This is a genomic window from Fictibacillus sp. 7GRE50, from assembly GCF_015903875.1.
GTDB classification, from domain to species: domain Bacteria; phylum Bacillota; class Bacilli; order Bacillales; family Fictibacillaceae; genus Fictibacillus; species Fictibacillus phosphorivorans.
In genome coordinates this window covers 85,100-103,608 of record NZ_JACZDW010000001.1, presented here as the reverse complement: position 1 = coordinate 103,608, position 18,509 = coordinate 85,100, and the positions used below count along the sequence as shown (strand labels likewise).

The window sequence follows — 18,509 nt, the reverse complement described above, 5'->3', positions numbered from 1 at the left end:
AGGGGTGAGACAAATTGAGTAATCAGAAAATAATTGTTGTTGGCGGAGGTCTCGCCGGTTTAATGGCTACGATCAAAGCAGCTGAAGCTGGTGTGAACGTTGACCTCTTTTCAGTTGTTCCAGTAAAACGTTCGCATTCTGTTTGTGCTCAAGGTGGTATAAACGGTGCTGTAAATACAAAAGGTGAAGGAGATTCACCGTGGGAGCATTTTGATGACTCTGTATACGGTGGAGACTTCTTAGCAAACCAACCTCCAGTTAAAGCAATGTGTGACGCAGCGCCAGGAATCATTCATTTAATGGACCGTATGGGTGTAATGTTTAACAGAACGCCTGAAGGATTACTTGACTTCCGTCGTTTCGGAGGAACACAGCATCATCGTACTGCATTTGCTGGTGCTACAACGGGTCAGCAGTTATTGTATGCACTTGATGAGCAAGTTCGTCGTCATGAGGTTGCAGGTCTAGTAACGAAATATGAAGGATGGGAATTCTTATCTGCCATTATTGATGACGAAGGACAATGTAGAGGAATCACCGCACAAAACTTGAAAACGATGGAAATCGTAAGTTTTCCTGCAGATGCAGTTATTATGGCGACTGGCGGACCTGGAATCATTTTCGGTAAGTCGACTAACTCTGTTATTAACACAGGTGGAGCAGCATCAGCTCTTTATCAGCAAGGTGTTTATTATGCGAATGGTGAGTTCATTCAAATTCACCCGACGGCCATACCTGGTGATGACAAGCTTCGTTTAATGAGTGAATCTGCACGTGGTGAAGGTGGACGTGTTTGGACTTATAAAGACGGAAAGCCTTGGTACTTCCTAGAAGAGAAGTATCCAGCATACGGTAACCTTGTTCCTCGTGACATCGCTACACGTGAAATCTTCCACGTGTGTGTTGATCTGAAGCTAGGAATCAATGGTGAGAACATGGTATATCTTGATCTTTCACACAAAGATCCTAAAGAGCTTGATATCAAACTTGGTGGAATCATTGAGATCTACGAAAAGTTCATGGGAGATGACCCACGTAAGGTTCCTATGAAAATCTTCCCTGCTGTTCACTATTCAATGGGTGGCATGTGGGTTGATTATGATCAGATGACGAACATTCCAGGCCTTTTTGCAGCTGGTGAGTGTGAATATCAGTATCATGGTGCTAATAGATTAGGAGCTAACTCGCTGCTTTCAGCTATTTTTGGCGGCATGGAAGCTGGTCCGTCGGCTGTTCGATACATTAGAGGATTAGAAAAAACAGTTGAGGATGTACCTTCTACTGTATTTGATAACCAAGTGAAAAAAGACCAAGAAGTATACAACAATATTCTATCTATGGATGGAACTGAGAACGCTTATGTGATCCATAAAGAGCTTGGAGAATGGATGACAGACAACGTAACGGTTGTAAGGTACAACGATAAGTTAAAACAAACAGATGAAAAGATTCAAGAATTGATGCAGCGTTATAAAAACATCAATATTAACGATACTTCCAAGTGGAGCAATCAAGGTGCATCATTTACACGTCAGCTATGGCACATGCTTCAGCTAGCTCGTGTTATTACACTCGGTGCTCTTAACCGTGATGAAAGTCGTGGAGCCCATTATAAACCGGACTTCCCTGAACGTAATGATGAGCAATGGTTAAAAACAACAAAAGCGAAATTCAATCCAACAACGAACGGACCAGAATTCGAGTATGAAGAAGTAGATGTTTCGCTAATCCAGCCACGTAAACGTGACTATTCTAAGAAGAAGGCAGGGGTGTAAGAATGAGCACAAAAATGGTGAAATTCGTCATCTCAAGACAGGATAACCCAGAAACTGCCCCATATTTAGAAGAGTTTGAGATTCCTCATCGTCCAAACATGAACGTAATATCTGCTCTTATGGAAATTCGTAGAAACCCTGTTAACGCTAAAGGGGAAGCTACGACTCCCGTTACTTGGGAGATGGGTTGTTTAGAAGAAGTTTGTGGAGCTTGTTCCATGGTGATCAACGGAAAGCCTAGACAATCTTGTACGGCTCTTGTTGATCAGTTAGAACAGCCGATCCGTCTTGAACCAATGAAAACATTTCCGGTTGTCCGTGATTTGGCGATCGATAGAAGTAGAATGTTTGATGCACTTAAACGAGTTAAAGCTTGGATTCCAATCGATGGCACGTACGACCTTGGACCAGGACCTCGTATGCCTGAGACTAAGCGTCAGTGGGCATATGAACTTTCAAAATGTATGACTTGCGGTGTTTGTTTAGAAGCATGTCCGAACGTAAATACGAACTCGGACTTTATCGGACCGGCGCCTTTATCTCAAGTTCGTTTATTTAATGCTCACCCAACTGGTGAGATGAATAAAGAAGAGCGCTTGAACGCGATCATGGATGACGGAGGTCTTGCAGAGTGCGGTAACTCTCAAAACTGTGTGCAGTCTTGTCCTAAAGGAATTCCTTTGACAACATCAATCGCTGCACTTAACCGTGATACAAGCTTCCAAGCTTTCAAGAACTTCTTTGGAAGTGATCGTTAAAGTATCATACAGAGCTTCTCTCATCAGGGAGAAGCTTTTTTTAAAAACAAATAACTGAATAGCGATTCATTAAATATCTGTATGGAAAGGCGGTAAAGAATTTGGCTAGGCAAGATTACATATCAAATATGGATGATTGGCAGAAGGGCTTTTCTTTTTATCACGAATTGCAAGTACGTTTTGGTGAGATTGACGGATTTGGCCACGTGAACAATACGAATATCTTTACTTATATGGAAGAATCACGAATCGCGATGTTTAAGGAACTGGGTTTGATGACTGACTGGGGTGCTCCAGATTCAGAAGAGATTCCGGTAGTGGCAGACCTTCAATGTGACTATTTGGCCCAGATCATGTACGATGAAAAATTAAAAGTATATGTGAAAATAAATGAAGTAGGTTCATCTTCAATAGACATCCATTACTTAGGCATAAATGAGAAGAAGATTCCTGTATTTACAGGGAGAGGTGCTATCGTACAGATTTCTAGAAGAAATGGACGTCCCGTAAAGTGGAATGAAGAGTTGAAAAACCAACTAAATAATTTTTCTAAAGAAGCCCATGTATGAAAATGGGCTTTTTTTTATGGTTTATCCGTAATATTCTTCATACTTTTTAAATGAACCAAGTCACTCCCATCTGATTCTTTACATACTATATGTTGACTAAATACTTCCAATATTCGTTGGCGGTTCCTAAACCCTAGCAAGGAGGGGTGAATTCATTGAAAGATAAACACTACCGACCGAAGCCTCTACTTACAAAAAGAGAGAGAGAAGTTTTCGAACTACTAGTTCAAGATAAGACCACAAAAGAAATTGCGGAACAATTATTCATTAGTGAGAAAACAGTTCGTAACCATATTTCGAATACCATGCAAAAGCTTGGGGTTAAAGGACGCTCTCAAGCCGTTGTAGAGTTATTGAGGCTTGGAGAACTCGAGATTTAGTCAGAAAGCGGCTTTCATTGTGAAAGCCGTTTTCAGTTTGATTATCAGCAGGTAAAAAGTGTAATTGATTTTTCTAACAGTTTTCCGCTATGATGAAAGTTATGATGTTAGTGGTTTATGGACCTAAATGAAAAAGGTGAAAAAATTCATGAACAAAAGCCTGCAAGTGAAAAAAGTTCTTAATAATAATGTGGTTATTGCTATTGATTCCTTCGATGAAGAAAGAATTGTTATTGGCAAAGGAATCGGCTTCGGCAAGAAACCAGGTGAAGAGATTCTTCCTAAGCAAGTGGACAAGTTATTTGTATTGAGAGATGAAAACGAACAAGAACAATATAAAACGTTATTAAATTCGATAGATGAAAAGATTGTAGAATTGATCAATGATGTAATTGTTCACATACGAACTCGTTTTGAGAATGAGTTAAACGAACATATACATGTTGCGTTAACCGACCATATTACATTCGCGATCAAACGATTAGAACAGAATATGGATATTAAAAACCCATTTCTAACAGAAACTCAAACACTGTATCCGAAAGAGTATACTGTCGCTGAAGAAGCGATCGAAATCATCAATAAATCGTTAGGGATTCATCTTCCTGAAGGGGAGATCGGTTTTGTTGCACTTCATATTCACAGTGCTATTACGAATAAAAGTGTAACTGATATAAAGAAACATTCAGAGCTCATCAACACTTTGATGCAGATGATCCAACATTCATTAGACCTTACGATCGATACGAAAAGCATCAATTATTTACGTCTTGTTCGTCATCTAAGGCATGCGATAGAACGGGTCTCTATGGGTGATATCATGGAAGAGCAAGAAAAGTTAGCAAAAGTGTTGAAAGAAGAATATCCTTTATGCTACAATTTGGCGTGGAAGTTGATTAAGGTTATGCAAAATACCTTACAAAAACCCGTGCCCCATGCAGAAGCAGTATATTTGACAATGCATTTGCAAAGGCTTTCGCGTTATGACAATGAAGACAAATGATAAATGAATATAGAACAACTCGTTTTTACGTGTTACTGATTCGATCAGGCATAAGTAAGAAACAAAAGTGTAGCAGATGCTTAATTAGGATATATTAATTCTGATTAGGGATTTACTCATGTTTCTTATTTATGTCTTTTTTTGTTTGATGCGAAAGTAAATGGAAGGGTTATCATAATAAAAAGGAGGACTTCCTATGTGGAAAAAATTATTTGGTGTTCTTCAACGCGTAGGTAAAGCGCTTATGCTGCCGGTTGCGATCTTGCCAGCTGCAGGTCTCTTGCTTGCCTTTGGTAATGCGTTTAAAAACCCAGCGTTGATTGAAAGAATACCTGCATTAGATGCAGCATGGTTCCAGCTTGTTGCAGACGTAATGGAGAAATCGGGAGACATTGTTTTTGCTAATCTATCGTTACTGTTTGCCGTTGGTGTTGCCGTCGGTCTTGCAGGCGGTGAAGGTGTAGCAGGATTAGCAGCAATTATTGGTTACTTGATCATGAACGTAACCATGAGCGTTATTGAAGGGGTAACGCCTGATATGATCGGAAAAGATCCTTCTTTTGCGAACGTACTGGGTATTCCGACACTTCAGACGGGAGTGTTTGGAGGTATCATCGTCGGTATCTTGGCCTCCTATCTTTATAAGAGGTTCTATAACATCGAACTTCCTCAATACTTAGGATTCTTTGCTGGAAAACGTTTCGTTCCGATTGTTACTGCAGTTTCTGCTTTAGCACTGGGTATTGTTATGACGTTCATCTGGCCGCCTGTACAGCATGGACTTAATACGTTCTCTGAAAGCATGATCAATTCGAACTTGACGGTCGCAGCATTTATCTTTGGTGTGATCGAACGTTCATTGATTCCTTTTGGACTACATCATATTTTCTACTCGCCGTTCTGGTTTGAGTTCGGCTCTTATAAATCTGCAGCAGAAGGACTTGTTCGTGGTGACCAAGCGATCTTCTTTGCACAACTAAAAGATAACGTTGAATTAACAGCAGGTACTTTTATGACTGGTAAGTTCCCGTTCATGATGTTCGGCCTTCCGGCTGCAGCATTAGCTATGTATCACGAAGCACGACCTGAACAAAAGAAAATAGTTGCGGGTATCATGGGTTCTGCTGCGTTGACTTCTTTCTTAACAGGAATCACGGAACCACTTGAGTTTACTTTCTTATTTGTTGCTCCAGTATTATTTGGAATTCATGCTATTTTCGCAGGGCTTTCTTTTATGGTTATGCACTTGTTAAATGTTAAAATAGGTATGACTTTCTCTGGTGGTGTAATCGACTACTTACTGTTCGGAGTACTTCCTAACCGTACAGACTGGTGGCTAGTAATTCCTGTAGGTCTCGTATTTGCAGTGATCTATTACTTTGGTTTCCGTTTTGCGATCCGTAAATGGAACCTTAAAACACCAGGACGAGAAATCGTGGATGACGAAGTTGAAACGAATGTTGGACCGTCCAATAAAGATTCACTAGCAGCGAATATTTTAGAGGGATTAGGCGGAGAGTCCAATATTTCTAACCTTGACGCTTGTATCACTCGATTAAGAGTTTCTGTAAATGATCCTAAGGAAGTGGACAAGGATCGATTGAAAAAACTCGGAGCTTCCGGCGTTCTTGAAATGGGTAATAACATTCAAGCGATCTTTGGAACTCGTTCAGATACGATTAAGAGTGAAATTCAAGATATTATCAGTGGTAAGACTGTAGCTAAACCGAAGAATTCAGAGAAAACGCCTGAACAAGGAAAAGTTGTTGAAACAAACAATCCTGGTGCTACACCAACTTCATCGATTTCTACAGATGATGATCGTTTTGTTTCTCCGATTAAAGGGAAAATACTTCCGATCACCGAAGTTCCTGACCAAGTTTTCTCAGGAAAAATGATGGGTGATGGATTTGCGATCGAACCAGCAGAAGGCTTGGTGGTTTCACCTGTTAATGGTAAGATAATGAATATCTTCCCGACGAAACATGCCATCGGTATTGAGTCAGATTCAGGCAAAGAAATTCTCATCCACTTTGGTATCGATACAGTGAAACTGAAAGGTGAAGGTTTCGAGAGCTTTGTTTCTGAAGGCGACAGAGTTAAGATCGGTCAAAAGATTTTAAAGGTTGACCTGAACTTTGTTAAGGAAAATGCACCATCCGTAATCACACCGATTGTATTCACGAATCTATCGGATGAAACAGTTTCCGTCGAAAAAACAGGAACTGTGGCTATAGAGGAAGAAAATATTATTACATTCAAAAAATAAAGGGGTAATTATCATGGCAGAAAAAACATTCAAAGTAACTAGCGAATCAGGAATTCACGCACGTCCAGCAACAACTTTAGTTAACCAAGCAGGTCAGTTCAGCTCAGATATTACACTTGACTACAACGGAAAGAGCGTTAACTTAAAATCAATCATGGGCGTAATGAGCCTAGGGATCCAACAAGGATCTTCAATCGTGATCAAAGCAGAAGGTTCAGATGCAGATGAAGCAATCGCTGCATTAGAAAACGTAATGAAAAAGGAAGGGCTTGGTGAGTAATGTCTGAAAAAATTTCAGGTATTGCAGCATCAGCCGGCATCGCAATCGCAAAAGCGTTTGTTCTTCAAAACCCTGAATTAACGATCGAAAGAAAATCGATTTCAGATTCAGCGAGTGAAATCGATCGTTTTGAAGCAGCGCTTAACGTTTCCAAAGAGGAACTTTCTGTTATAAAAGAAAAAGCGAACAAAGAGTTAGGCGAAGATAAGGCAGCGATTTTTGCTGCCCATCTTCTTGTTTTGAGCGATCCAGAACTAGTTGATGCTGTAAAACAAAAGATTGAAAATGAAAAAGTTAACGCTGAAGCTGCAATGGACGATGTTTCATCCATGTTCATCAATATGTTTGAATCCATGGATAACGAATACATGAAAGAGCGTGCGGCAGATATTCGTGACGTTTCAAAACGAGTTTTAGCACACTTGTTAAATGTGACGTTTACTACACCTGCAAGTATCACAGAAGAGGTTGTCATCTTAGCAGAAGATTTAACTCCTTCTGACACGGCTCAATTAAACCGTAATTTTGTTAAAGGTTTTGCAACTGACATTGGAGGGAGAACTTCTCACTCAGCAATCATGTCTCGTTCAATGGAAATTCCTGCAGTAGTAGGGACTAAAACAATTACAGAGAACGTTGAGAACGGCGTAATGGTAATTATCGACGGTCTGGATGGACATGTAATCGTGAATCCTACTGAAGATGAAATCGCTACGTATGAAGAAAAACAAAAACAATATCAAAAGCAAAAAGCGGAATGGGCAAAGCTAGTGAATGAAAAAACATTCTCAAGCGATTCTGTTCAAGTTGAGCTTGCGGCTAATATTGGAACACCAGCTGATGTAAAAGGTGTTCTAGAGAACGGTGCAGAAGGCGTTGGTTTATACCGTACAGAGTTCCTTTACATGGGCCGTGATCAACTTCCTACTGAAGAAGAGCAGTTCAAGGCATATAGTGAAGTGCTTCAAAAGATGGAAGGTAAACCAGTAGTTATCCGTACACTCGATATTGGTGGAGATAAGGAACTTCCTTATCTAAATCTTCCGAAAGAGTTAAATCCTTTCTTAGGATTCCGTGCGATTCGCCTTTGCTTAGAAGAGCAAGACATTTTCCGTACGCAACTTAGAGCACTTCTTCGTGCAAGCCAATATGGGAACTTGAAGATCATGTTCCCGATGATTGCAACACTTGGAGAATTCCGTGCTGCTAAAGGAATCTTATTAGAAGAAAAAGAAAAGCTCGTTTCTGAGGGAATTGAAGTTTCAGAATCCATTGAAGTAGGTATCATGGTGGAAATTCCATCAACAGCGGTAATGGCAGATACTTTTGCTAAAGAAGTTGATTTCTTCAGCATCGGCACTAACGATTTGATTCAATATACGATGGCTGCAGATCGTATGAACGAACAAGTTTCTTACTTGTATCAGCCGTACAATCCAGCAATCTTAAGATTAGTAAAAATGGTTATCGATGCAGCACATAAAGAAGGTAAATGGGCTGGTATGTGTGGAGAGATGGCAGGCGATCCGATCGCAATTCCAATTCTTCTTGGGCTTGGTCTGGATGAATTCTCAATGAGTGCTACATCTGTACTTCCTGCTCGTAGTCAGATTCTCGGTCTGTCTAAAGAAAAGATCAGTGCACACATGGATGAAATTCTACAAATGGAAACAATGGAAGACGTTGTGAAGTTTGCAGAAGAAAATTTCTAAAGTGGAAAAAAGACTATGGGGAAATTTCCATAGTCTTTTTCTATAGATGTTTGAGTGAGTAGGGTTGGACACGAGAGTGGTTGATTTCCGCTCCAGGTTGCTCGGATTTAAAACATTCCATTAACGAATGGTCTTGCAATTTCATAAAAATATTAGCAGAATAGAAAACAGTGACTAACGCCATTATGTATATAGAGATGAGGCGATGTTTTTTGAATAGACCCATTGGAGTCATTGATTCAGGAGTGGGAGGTTTAACGGTAGCAAGAGAGATCATGAAACAGCTACCGAAAGAAGAGATTATCTACTTAGGAGACACGAAAAGGTGTCCGTATGGCCCGAGACCATTTGAAGAAGTTAGGGCTTATACGTGGGAAATGATTGACTTTCTTTTAGAACAGGAGATTAAGATGCTCGTTATCGCCTGTAATACAGCTACTGCAGCAGTTTTAGAAGAAGCGAAGAGAAAGTTAGACATTCCTGTCTTAGGAGTTATCCATCCTGGTGCCCGTTCCGCTTTAAAAGCGACGAAAAATAATCATGTCGGTGTAATAGGGACAGTCGGGACGGTCAATAGTGGTGCTTATAAACAGGCGCTAACACAGATTCGTAACGATGTAATCGTAGAAAGTTTAGCATGTCCGTTGTTCGTTCCGCTTGTTGAACAAGGTAAGTTATCTGGTGAAGAGACATTAAGTGCAGTTTCAGAAACTTTATATCCACTTAAGGATCTTTCCATCGATACGTTAATTCTGGGATGCACTCATTACCCGTTGTTAAGACCAATCATTCAGCAAGTGATGGGTGAACATATCACGTTGATCTGTTCAGGTGCAGAAACTGCGCGTGAAGTTTCTGTCATCTTAGACCATAGTGGGCTTTTAAATACAGAAGATGCTAAACCGATGCACCGATTTTTAGCGACAGCAGAGAGCGATCATTTCCTGCAGATCGCCAACCATTGGCTAGACCGTAAGATTGAAAAAGTAGAATGTATGAAGTTATAGTTTTCAAAGAGCATGAAAATTAGGTAACCTCATAATTAGAATATTGAATTGAAAGAGTAGGATCCTTTTTGGGGTTCTGCTCTTTTCTTTTAATTAAAGCCAGTCTCTTTTATTTTTTGTACAAGTGGTCTAATGGGAGAGGATAGCTCGTATACATAATAGTACAAACCACTTGAGGAGGGAAAGTATGCGCAAAATGATGAAGTCAGGAGCACCGCTTATCATATTATCAGCTTCATTGCTGGTATCAGGTTGCGGACTATGGGGAGAGAAAGCAGGAAATGAGCTTGATCCCCCTAAAGTGAATTACGTGAAAGAAGGTCAGTCGCTGGATAAGAAAGACAAAGCGGCGAGTGCAGAGCAAACGAATAAGCGGCAACTGTTTTTATTCGACAGCAACGGGATGGTTGTCCCACAGGTACTGGCTCTTCCAAAGAACGATGAAACGGCTAAACAAGTATTGCAGTATCTTGTAAAAGACGGACCTGTAAGCAATCTGCTCCCTAACGGTTTTCAAGCTGTTCTGCCAGCTGATACAGAAGTGTTATCGGTAAATATCAAAAAGGGGACAGCTACGGCAAATTTTTCAAAGGAATTTACAGAGTATAATGCAGCGGATGAAATGAAGATCTTGCAAGCTATTACATTCACACTTACTCAGTTTGACAACATAAAAAAAGTTAAAATACAAATCGCAGGAAAGAACCAAAATTCAATGCCTGTTAATAATACACCAGTTGGTGACGGTGTGAGTCGTGTTGACGGGATAAATCTCGAAAATGGCAGTGTGGCAGATATCACGAATAGTGAACTCGTAACTCTCTATTTCTTGGCACAAACACAGGATCAAACGTATTATGTACCTGTAACGCGTCGAGTTGCAAAAGAGGGGACAGATAAAGTAACAGCAACGATCGAACATCTAATTGATGGTCCATCTGCAGAAAGCAGCCTTTTAACAGACTTTAGAACAGATGTGAAACTGTTAAGTACACCTGTCGTCAAAGATGGTGTTGTTACATTAAACTTCAATGGAGCTTTGCTGGATAATAAAGAAGAAAGCATGATTGCAGATGAAGTGTTAAATTCAATTGTTCTTTCGCTTACAGAGCTATCTGAAGTGAAGAAAGTGGCGATTAAAGTTGATGGGAAGTCTAAGATATTCAATGAAAAAGGTAAAGAACTTACAGCCCCGGTTTCAAGACCTAAAAAAGTGAATACAGGTGAATTTTAAAATTAAATAGGTTGTGATACAGTAAAGAGGCGAATATTCGTCTCTTTTTTTATTGCTCTGTTGTTTTGAAAGTAGTTGATTTCCGTTTCAGGTGTCTCGCTTTCCGCGGGGCGATCGGTGAGCCCCTTGCCGCTTTGCGCCTTTAAGGGTCTCACCTGACCGCTCGTCCCGCAGGAGTCTCAAACCTTACACTCCAATCAACTTTGTCGACGATGAGAATGAACATGCAAAAGTAACAATCTTTTGCAAGCGAAATGAGAAGAGCTTTGGACAACCTTTGTACTTTTAAAGTATTTGATTCCGCTTTATGTCCCTCGCATTCCAAATGGGAGGCGTACATTTTATAGTTGAAGACGCTTCACCAAATGACAGTAATATCACAATCCTATAGAAAAACTTTTTACAAAACGGAGGCGTACCTAATGAAAATTTTAGTTGCAACGAAAAATAGAGGTAAAGCTAAAGAATTTCAATCGATGTTAGGAAGTTTTGGGGTTGAGATCCTCACTTTAAACGATATTGAAGGAAGTCCTGACGTTGAAGAAACTGGAGTCACTTTTGAAGAGAACGCTATTTTAAAAGCTGAAACCATCTCTAAACAGATGAATATTCCTGTTATCGCGGATGACTCAGGATTAGAGATCCATGCTTTAGAAGGACGACCTGGCGTTTATTCAGCTAGGTATGCAGGTATACATAAAAGTGATGAAGAGAACATGAACAAAGTCTTAGAAGAACTTCAGAATGTTGAAGATAACGATAGAAACGCTCAGTTTGTATGTGCTCTGGCTTTTGCGAGACCTCAAAAAGAAACGCTAGTTGTAAAAGGGGAGTGTAAAGGTCAGATTTTAAGAGAAAAGAAGGGAACGGAAGGTTTCGGGTATGATCCGATTTTCTTTCTTCCTCAATTAAATCGTTCGATGGCAGAGTTAGCAAAAGAAGAAAAAAATAAAATTAGTCATAGAGCAATAGCTTTGGAAAAACTAAAAAAACTGATCAATGAGGAGGATCTCTTATGGGAAAAGCCTTAATCGTTAGTGATAGTCACGGGTTAACAGATGAGTTAGAAACATTAAAGAGCCGCTATCAAAATGAAGTAGACCTTATGATTCATTGCGGTGATTCAGAGCTTTCGACATCATCTAAAGAAATGTCTGGATTTGTAACGGTTAAAGGTAATATGGATTATTTAGGCGATGATTTTCCTAACGAAGCCATTGAGCTGTTGGGAGATACTTGTATATATATAACACATGGTCATTTATACGATGTAAAAATGTCTTATCTTTCACTCGCATACAGGGCAGAGGAAACAGGTGCAGCAATTGCTTGTTTTGGGCATTCACACGTAGCTGAAGCCTTTGAACGTGAGGGAATGATCTTTATCAATCCTGGGAGTATCAGGCTGCCTAGAGGTTCTTTTGAAAAGACATATGCGTTGTTGGAGATTGAAGATAATAGGATATCGGTAAGTTTTTATTCACTCAATGGTATACGTATCGATCAGTTAAGTAGAACATTTGAAAAAAAAACAGTTAGAAAATAAAAAAGTTGAGAAAATGGGTTGACTATAATTTAGATATCATGTATATTTAGTTATGTCGTCGCGACAAGGTCTAAATTGTCTGCGGGTGTAGTTTAGTGGTAAAACAAGAGCCTTCCAAGCTCTGGTCGTGAGTTCGATTCTCATCACCCGCTCCATTTGTTTTTCTCACGTTCAAATGGTCCATGAAAAGTTACATCTGAAGTTAACAGATCTTACAATTAAAATGCATGATAAAAATATATTTGTATCCACAGTCGACGGGTGGAACAAATCACTGTGTGCCCGCAGCGCATGGTAATTGCGGAAAGCGCCATTACTATGCGAAAGGGGCTCCAATACATATGTCCCAGTAGCTCAGCCGGATAGAGCATACGCCTTCTAAGCGTACGGTCGGGAGTTCGAATCTCTCCTGGGACGCCATAATACTTACATAATAACAACTTTTCGACACGCTTGATATCCTCTATTAAAGGATATCAAGCGTGTTTTTTTATTTTTGATGAAAGCGCTTTAAAAATGTTTACAATGCAACGCGTTAAAGCTTCAAAACCTTATGGGCATGGGAATGAAAGCGTGTGCAAAATAACTGAAAAGTCAGAATTCGGTGAAATATCGAAAATTCGTGGTTGATTCTTTAATAAGATGGGCGTAATATTGTCAACAATTATTAAATTATTTTTAAAAAATTCAAATAATTCAAATTGACACGTAAAGGAGGATCACGATGCAGGAGCAATGGGTTTATGTTAATGGTGAGCACGTATTAAAGGAAGACGCCAAAGTCTCAGTTTACGATCATGGATTTTTATATGGAGATGGGGTGTTTGAAGGTATTCGAGTCTATAACGGAAATGTATATCGGCTAGACGAACATCTTCAGCGTTTATACGAATCAGCTCAATCCATTATGCTGACAATTCCACACACTAAAGAAGAACTAACAGACATCATCGTTCAAACGCTCCAGAAAAACAAATATCGTGATGCTTATATTCGACTAGTTATCTCACGAGGAAAAGGAAACTTAGGGTTGGACCCTTTTACATGCGGCCAACCGGGAGTCATTGTCATTGCAGAACAGCTTGCACTATTTCCTAAAAAACTTTATGAAACAGGTTTAGAAATCATAACGGTGGCAAGCAGAAGGAACCGTCCGGATGTGTTAAGTCCTAAAGTTAAATCGCTAAACTACCTAAACAATATCTTAGTTAAGATCGAGGCTAGTCTTGCTGGAGTTAGTGAAGCATTGATGCTGAACGATCAAGGGTACGTGGCGGAAGGTTCTGCTGATAATGTGTTCATTATCAAAGGAAATACGATCAAGACGCCGCCAGGATACTTAGGAGCTTTAGAAGGAATCACTCGAAACGCGATTGTTGAGATCGCACGAGCACAAGGATACAACATGGTTGAAGAGCCATTCACGAGACATGATGTTTATGTGGCAGATGAAGTATTTCTAACTGGAACTGCAGCTGAAGTTATTGCGGTAGTAAAAGTTGATGGAAGAGTAATCGGAAACGGAGCACCAGGTGAACATACGAACAAACTTTTAAAATCCTTTAGAGAAAAAGTAGTTGAAGAAGGAGTTAAGGTGTATCCGAACCAAGCTGTTCAAGCTGGATAAAAGAAGTATAGGAGTGTTACAGATATGCGCAGTAATATGATCAAGCAAGGAATCGATAGAGCCCCGCACAGAAGTCTTCTCCACGCAGCGGGAGTTGCACCAGAGGATATGGATAAACCTTTTATCGGTGTTTGTAATTCCTATGTTGATATTATTCCGGGGCATATGCATCTAAACAAAGTAGGTGAATGGGTAAAAGAAGCCATTAGAGAAGCTGGTGGAATTCCGTTCGAATTTAATACGATCGGCGTAGACGATGGAATTGCGATGGGGCATATCGGTATGAGGTATTCACTCCCAAGCAGAGAGGTCATCGCAGACGCAGCAGAAACGGTTATCAACGCCCATTGGTTCGACGGTGTGTTCTACATACCTAACTGTGACAAGATCACGCCGGGTATGTTAATGGCAGCTGTAAGGACGAATGTTCCGGCAGTATTTGTTTCAGGTGGTCCAATGGAAGCCGGAAAGTCTATGGCAGGAAAATCCCTATCCCTTGCCTCGGTATTTGAAGGAGTAGGTTCTCATTTAGCTGGAAAGATGACGAGAGAAGAACTTTTAGAACTCGAAACGAGTGCTTGCCCGACTTGTGGATCATGCTCAGGTATGTTTACAGCCAACAGCATGAATTCCATTATGGAGATGCTAGGTATTACACTGCCGGGTAACGGAACGATCGTAGCTACCTCAGACGAAAGAAGAGAACTGATCAAAGAGGCTGCAACGTCACTTATGGATCTTGTGAAAAACAATATAAAACCAAGAGATATTATAACGAAAGAAGCAATTGATGACGCATTTGCATTAGACATGGCGATGGGTGGCTCAACGAATACCGTTCTTCATATGCTTGCTATCGCAAATGAAGCTGAGATTGATTATGACTTATCATCAATCAACGAGATCGCAGAGCGAATTCCATATTTATCAAAGATCAGTCCTGCATCGGATTATTCCATGCAAGATGTTCACAGAGCAGGCGGTGTCAGTGCGATCATCAATGAACTCTGTAGAATGGAAGGAGCCATCCATAACGATCGGTTAACGATAAGTGGAGAAACGTTAGAGCACCGAGTCCGGCATGCGGAAATTATGGATGATGATGTTATTCGTAGGAAAGATAATGCTTACTCGCCAGTAGGCGGTTTATCTATACTTTATGGAAATATTGCGCCAGATGGCTGTGTTATCAAAGTGGGAGCTGTTGATCCTTCAATAAAAACATTTCAAGGCGAGGCGATCGTCTATGAATCCCAAGAAGAAGCGATCGAAGGCATTAATAATGGTGAAGTAAGAGAAGGGCATGTCGTTGTCATTCGATACGAAGGACCGAAGGGTGGACCAGGTATGCCGGAGATGCTCTCTCCCACATCAGCTATTGCTGGAAGAGGATTGAGTACGAAAGTAGCACTGATCACGGATGGCAGATTTTCTGGAGCGTCTCGGGGAATCTCTATCGGTCACATCTCGCCAGAAGCGGCACAAGGCGGACCTATCGCGTTCGTGAATAATGGTGATCCAATCTTAATTGATCTAGTAAATAGAACGATTCACGTTTTATTAACGGAAGAAGACTTAAAAGAACGAAAAGAAGGTTGGGTGAAACCAGAGCCGAAGATCAAAAAAGGCTACCTCGCACGCTATGCGGCGCTCGTAACATCAGCTAATACTGGAGGAATCTTAAAAATTTAAAACAATAAAACGATGACGGAGAACAATGGTAGATGTGGGGTACTCAGAGAACCGGTGGTTGCTGTGAACCGGTTATCCCTAATACCAGGACATCCCTCCTGAGTGTCCTTTTGAACGTTTCTTAGTAGGAAGGGCCAAGCGATAAGACCATTATTTATCGCTTGTTATCAAATGACGATTATTTCGTCTTGAGGCAGTTCTTGCGTATATGAGCATGAACTGTGAATAAGGGTGGTACCGTGGAAAAGAAAACTTTTTCACCCCTTTGGATAGGATTAACCTGTCCATTTGGGTGGAGAAGTTTTTTTATTTTTTTTTTAGACGTTGTTGCCCTTTTGGTTATTTTCCAAGAGCAACAACTGATTCCCGAAACATCTTTTACCAAGTAAAGGTTCGAAGTTAAAGGAGGAATGAAAATGAAGGCCAGTTGGGTGGCTGAAAAAAAATCAGTCGAAACTTCATTAGTCTCTGGTGCTGAACTATTTATTCAAGGGTTGCAGGATGAGAAAGTTGAAGTTCTGTTTGGTTATCCGGGAGGTGCTGTACTTCCAATCTATGATGCCCTCTACAAATCAGAGATGAAACATGTTCTAACGAGGCATGAACAAGGAGCTATTCATGCCGCGCAAGGCTATGCAAGAGTAACGGGGAAGCCAGGCGTTGTGTTAGCAACGTCAGGGCCAGGTGCTACAAACCTTGTTACAGGTATAGCGGATGCGATGATCGATTCTATTCCTCTTGTTATCTTCACGGGGCAGGTAGCGACGACTGTGATCGGTACGGATGCTTTTCAAGAAGCGGACATCGTCGGGATCACAATGCCGATCACAAAACATAACTATCAAGTTCAGCGGGCAGAAGATCTACCGAGAATTATGAAAGAGGCTTTTCATATAGCCAACACTGGAAGAAAAGGACCTGTTTTAATCGATATACCGAAAGATGTTGCGGTTAAAACAGCTGAAGTTAAAGAGGTTGCTGGTATTCATCTTCCGGGTTACCAACCAACATTAAAACCCAATATTCTTCAAGTGAAAAGATTGAATGAAGCCTTGTTGCAAGCGAAAAGACCTGTCCTCTTAACAGGTGCGGGGGTACTGGCAGCAGGTGCTGAAAAAGAGTTGGTCGCGTTCGCGGAATATCACCAGATACCGGTTGCTCAGACCCTTTTAGGCCTAGGTGGATTTCCAGCTGAACACCCGCTTTGCTTAGGGATGGCAGGAATGCATGGAACATACGCGAGCAACATGGCACTTTATGACTGCGATCTATTAATTGGTGTTGGGGCTAGGTTTGATGACAGGTTAACTGGAAACTTGGATCATTTTGCTAAAAAAGCAGTGGTTGCTCATATCGATATTGATCCAGCTGAAATCGGAAAAAATGTTCCAACTGAAATTCCCATTGTGGGGTGTGCGAAAGAAACACTTTCAGCATTAAACCAGTCGAGAGTCGATAAAGGAGATTATAACGAGTGGGTAATTCAACTCACGAAGCACAAGACTGAATTTCCTCTTACGTATAAGACAGATGAATCAGAATTGAAACCACAAAAGTTAATGCAGGTTCTTCATGAAGTTACGAAAGGAGAAGCCATCGTAGCTACTGATGTAGGACAGCACCAGATGTGGGCAGCTCAATATTATACATTTTTAGAATCGAACAGATGGATAACGTCTGGAGGACTTGGAACGATGGGATTCGGATTTCCTGCAGCGATTGGAGCAAAAGTTGGAAAGCCCGAGCTCCCGGTAATAGCAGTTGTTGGAGATGGTGGTTTTCAGATGACGCTTCAAGAACTTGGAGTTCTTCAAGATTGGGAACTTCCTGTCATCGTAGTCATTGTGAACAATAAATCTCTCGGGATGGTAAGACAGTGGCAAGAAATTTTTTATGAAAAAAGATTCTCTCACTCTTTGCTTGATATTCAACCTGACTTTATCAAGCTAGCATCTGCTTACGGAATTGATGGCAAACGTGCTGAAACAGAAAAGGATGTAAGAGAAGCTTTGACGTTCGCTCTTGCATCCAAAAAACCATTTGTTCTCGATTGTGTTGTTACTGCTGATGAGAATGTATATCCGATGATCGCTCCAGGAAAAGGACTACATGAAATGATTGGAGTGAGAGGATGAGACGTATCATTTCAGCAACGGTTCTAAACGAAAGTGGTGTATTGAATCGTTTGACCGGATTGCTGACAAAACGCCAGTTCAACATAGAGAACATTACGGTTGGACATACAGAAGATCCAGCCGTTTCAAAAGTAACATTAACGGTTTGGGTAGAAGATGATCGTAAAGCTGAACAACTTGTTAAACAGCTTCATAAGCAGATTAATATTCTAAAAGTTCGTGATCTGACAAACATGGCCCTCGTTTCTAGAGAACTTGCGCTCATCAAAGTTCTAACAACACCTGATACGCGCAGCGAGATCAAAATGCTGATCGAGCCGTTTCGAGCAACCGTCCTTGATGTATCACTCGAAAACGTAACGCTTGAAGTAACGGGGGATGGAGAAAAGATAGATGCGTTGATCGAACTGCTGCGTCCATATGGAATAAAAGAGATTTCAAGGACCGGTGTTACAGCTATACCCCGCGGAACACAAAAGAAAGTACTTGAGCTTCACCCCTATTCTATTATGTAAAGGAGAA

At 40.7% G+C, this 18,509-nt stretch carries 16 protein-coding genes, 2 tRNA genes and 1 other annotated feature; all 18 genes read left to right on the top strand.

Translation table 11 applies throughout. The features are described 5' to 3' along the window. Positions 1-14 precede the first annotated feature (14 nt). Positions 15-1,775 carry a succinate dehydrogenase flavoprotein subunit gene (gene sdhA, locus IHV12_RS00475; protein ID WP_066396656.1) on the top strand — a complete coding sequence of 587 codons (1,761 nt, stop codon included), beginning with the start codon at positions 15-17 and terminating at the stop codon, positions 1,773-1,775. Between the two features lie 2 nt (positions 1,776-1,777). After that, complete coding sequence (sdhB, locus tag IHV12_RS00470; RefSeq protein ID WP_144698733.1) at positions 1,778-2,533, top strand: succinate dehydrogenase iron-sulfur subunit; 756 nt, start codon at positions 1,778-1,780, stop codon at positions 2,531-2,533. A 101-nt stretch (positions 2,534-2,634) separates the two neighbouring features. Then, positions 2,635-3,102 (top strand): acyl-CoA thioesterase, encoded by a 468-nt coding sequence (locus IHV12_RS00465; protein ID WP_197131454.1) that lies wholly within the window; start codon positions 2,635-2,637, stop codon positions 3,100-3,102. A 155-nt stretch (positions 3,103-3,257) separates the two neighbouring features. Next, positions 3,258-3,482 (top strand): helix-turn-helix domain-containing protein, encoded by a 225-nt coding sequence (locus IHV12_RS00460; RefSeq protein ID WP_066243534.1) that lies wholly within the window; start codon positions 3,258-3,260, stop codon positions 3,480-3,482. A gap of 148 nt (positions 3,483-3,630) precedes the next feature. Further along, positions 3,631-4,485 (top strand): glucose PTS transporter transcription antiterminator GlcT, encoded by an 855-nt coding sequence (gene glcT / locus IHV12_RS00455; protein ID WP_197189545.1) that lies wholly within the window; start codon positions 3,631-3,633, stop codon positions 4,483-4,485. A gap of 196 nt (positions 4,486-4,681) precedes the next feature. Further along, on the top strand, positions 4,682-6,754 hold the full coding sequence (gene ptsG, locus IHV12_RS00450; protein ID WP_197131438.1) for a glucose-specific PTS transporter subunit IIBC: 2,073 nt from the start codon (positions 4,682-4,684) through the stop codon (positions 6,752-6,754). A 13-nt stretch (positions 6,755-6,767) separates the two neighbouring features. Further along, complete coding sequence (locus IHV12_RS00445) at positions 6,768-7,034, top strand: phosphocarrier protein HPr (protein ID WP_066396644.1); 267 nt, start codon at positions 6,768-6,770, stop codon at positions 7,032-7,034. Beyond that, the gene (gene ptsP, locus IHV12_RS00440; protein WP_197131435.1) at positions 7,034-8,746 is read left to right on the top strand and encodes a phosphoenolpyruvate--protein phosphotransferase; all 1,713 of its coding nucleotides are present in this window, start codon (positions 7,034-7,036) and stop codon (positions 8,744-8,746) included. Before IHV12_RS00445 ends, ptsP begins: the two co-directional genes overlap by 1 nt. 212 nt (positions 8,747-8,958) lie before the next feature. After that, entirely contained in the window at positions 8,959-9,753 is a 795-nt protein-coding gene (racE, locus tag IHV12_RS00435) for a glutamate racemase (RefSeq protein WP_305069382.1), read from the top strand. Between the two features lie 196 nt (positions 9,754-9,949). Continuing rightward, entirely contained in the window at positions 9,950-10,987 is a 1,038-nt protein-coding gene (locus IHV12_RS00430; protein WP_197190324.1) for a GerMN domain-containing protein, read from the top strand. A gap of 422 nt (positions 10,988-11,409) precedes the next feature. Next, positions 11,410-12,018, top strand: a complete 609-nt coding sequence (locus IHV12_RS00425) for an XTP/dITP diphosphatase (protein ID WP_231618363.1) — start codon at positions 11,410-11,412, stop codon at positions 12,016-12,018. Next, positions 12,003-12,533 carry a metallophosphoesterase family protein gene (locus IHV12_RS00420; protein WP_197189543.1) on the top strand — a complete coding sequence of 177 codons (531 nt, stop codon included), beginning with the start codon at positions 12,003-12,005 and terminating at the stop codon, positions 12,531-12,533. The genes IHV12_RS00425 and IHV12_RS00420 overlap by 16 nt, the downstream gene beginning before the upstream one ends. Before the next feature lie 81 nt (positions 12,534-12,614). Then, a tRNA-Gly gene (locus IHV12_RS00415) sits at positions 12,615-12,688 on the top strand. 188 nt (positions 12,689-12,876) lie between these two features. Continuing rightward, a tRNA-Arg gene (locus IHV12_RS00410) sits at positions 12,877-12,953 on the top strand. 304 nt (positions 12,954-13,257) lie between these two features. Continuing rightward, on the top strand, positions 13,258-14,160 hold the full coding sequence (gene ilvE / locus IHV12_RS00405) for a branched-chain-amino-acid transaminase (RefSeq protein ID WP_153237714.1): 903 nt from the start codon (positions 13,258-13,260) through the stop codon (positions 14,158-14,160). A gap of 24 nt (positions 14,161-14,184) precedes the next feature. Beyond that, positions 14,185-15,852 (top strand): dihydroxy-acid dehydratase, encoded by a 1,668-nt coding sequence (gene ilvD / locus IHV12_RS00400; protein WP_197189542.1) that lies wholly within the window; start codon positions 14,185-14,187, stop codon positions 15,850-15,852. A 3-nt stretch (positions 15,853-15,855) separates the two neighbouring features. Beyond that, positions 15,856-16,120, top strand: a binding site (T-box leader). A 148-nt stretch (positions 16,121-16,268) separates the two neighbouring features. Then, positions 16,269-17,987, top strand: coding sequence for an acetolactate synthase large subunit (ilvB, locus tag IHV12_RS00395; protein ID WP_197189541.1), 1,719 nt, complete (start codon positions 16,269-16,271; stop codon positions 17,985-17,987). Further along, positions 17,984-18,502, top strand: a complete 519-nt coding sequence (gene ilvN, locus IHV12_RS00390; protein WP_066396617.1) for an acetolactate synthase small subunit — start codon at positions 17,984-17,986, stop codon at positions 18,500-18,502. Before ilvB ends, ilvN begins: the two co-directional genes overlap by 4 nt. The last annotated feature ends 7 nt before the right edge of the window (positions 18,503-18,509 follow it).

What these genes read in the sequence shown, in the direction of transcription:
- IHV12_RS00430 (WP_197190324.1), top strand. Translation starts at nt 9,950, where the DNA reads ATGATGAAGTCAGGAGCACCGCTTATCATATTATCAGCTTCATTGCTG.
- ilvN (WP_066396617.1), top strand. Translation starts at nt 17,984, where the DNA reads ATGAGACGTATCATTTCAGCAACGGTTCTAAACGAAAGTGGTGTATTG.
- ptsP (WP_197131435.1), top strand. Translation starts at nt 7,034, where the DNA reads ATGTCTGAAAAAATTTCAGGTATTGCAGCATCAGCCGGCATCGCAATC.
- ilvD (WP_197189542.1), top strand. Translation starts at nt 14,185, where the DNA reads ATGCGCAGTAATATGATCAAGCAAGGAATCGATAGAGCCCCGCACAGA.
- sdhB (WP_144698733.1), top strand. Translation starts at nt 1,778, where the DNA reads ATGAGCACAAAAATGGTGAAATTCGTCATCTCAAGACAGGATAACCCA.
- ptsG (WP_197131438.1), top strand. Translation starts at nt 4,682, where the DNA reads ATGTGGAAAAAATTATTTGGTGTTCTTCAACGCGTAGGTAAAGCGCTT.
- IHV12_RS00420 (WP_197189543.1), top strand. Translation starts at nt 12,003, where the DNA reads ATGGGAAAAGCCTTAATCGTTAGTGATAGTCACGGGTTAACAGATGAG.
- IHV12_RS00425 (WP_231618363.1), top strand. Translation starts at nt 11,410, where the DNA reads ATGAAAATTTTAGTTGCAACGAAAAATAGAGGTAAAGCTAAAGAATTT.
- ilvE (WP_153237714.1), top strand. Translation starts at nt 13,258, where the DNA reads ATGCAGGAGCAATGGGTTTATGTTAATGGTGAGCACGTATTAAAGGAA.
- IHV12_RS00445 (WP_066396644.1), top strand. Translation starts at nt 6,768, where the DNA reads ATGGCAGAAAAAACATTCAAAGTAACTAGCGAATCAGGAATTCACGCA.
- glcT (WP_197189545.1), top strand. Translation starts at nt 3,631, where the DNA reads ATGAACAAAAGCCTGCAAGTGAAAAAAGTTCTTAATAATAATGTGGTT.
- ilvB (WP_197189541.1), top strand. Translation starts at nt 16,269, where the DNA reads ATGAAGGCCAGTTGGGTGGCTGAAAAAAAATCAGTCGAAACTTCATTA.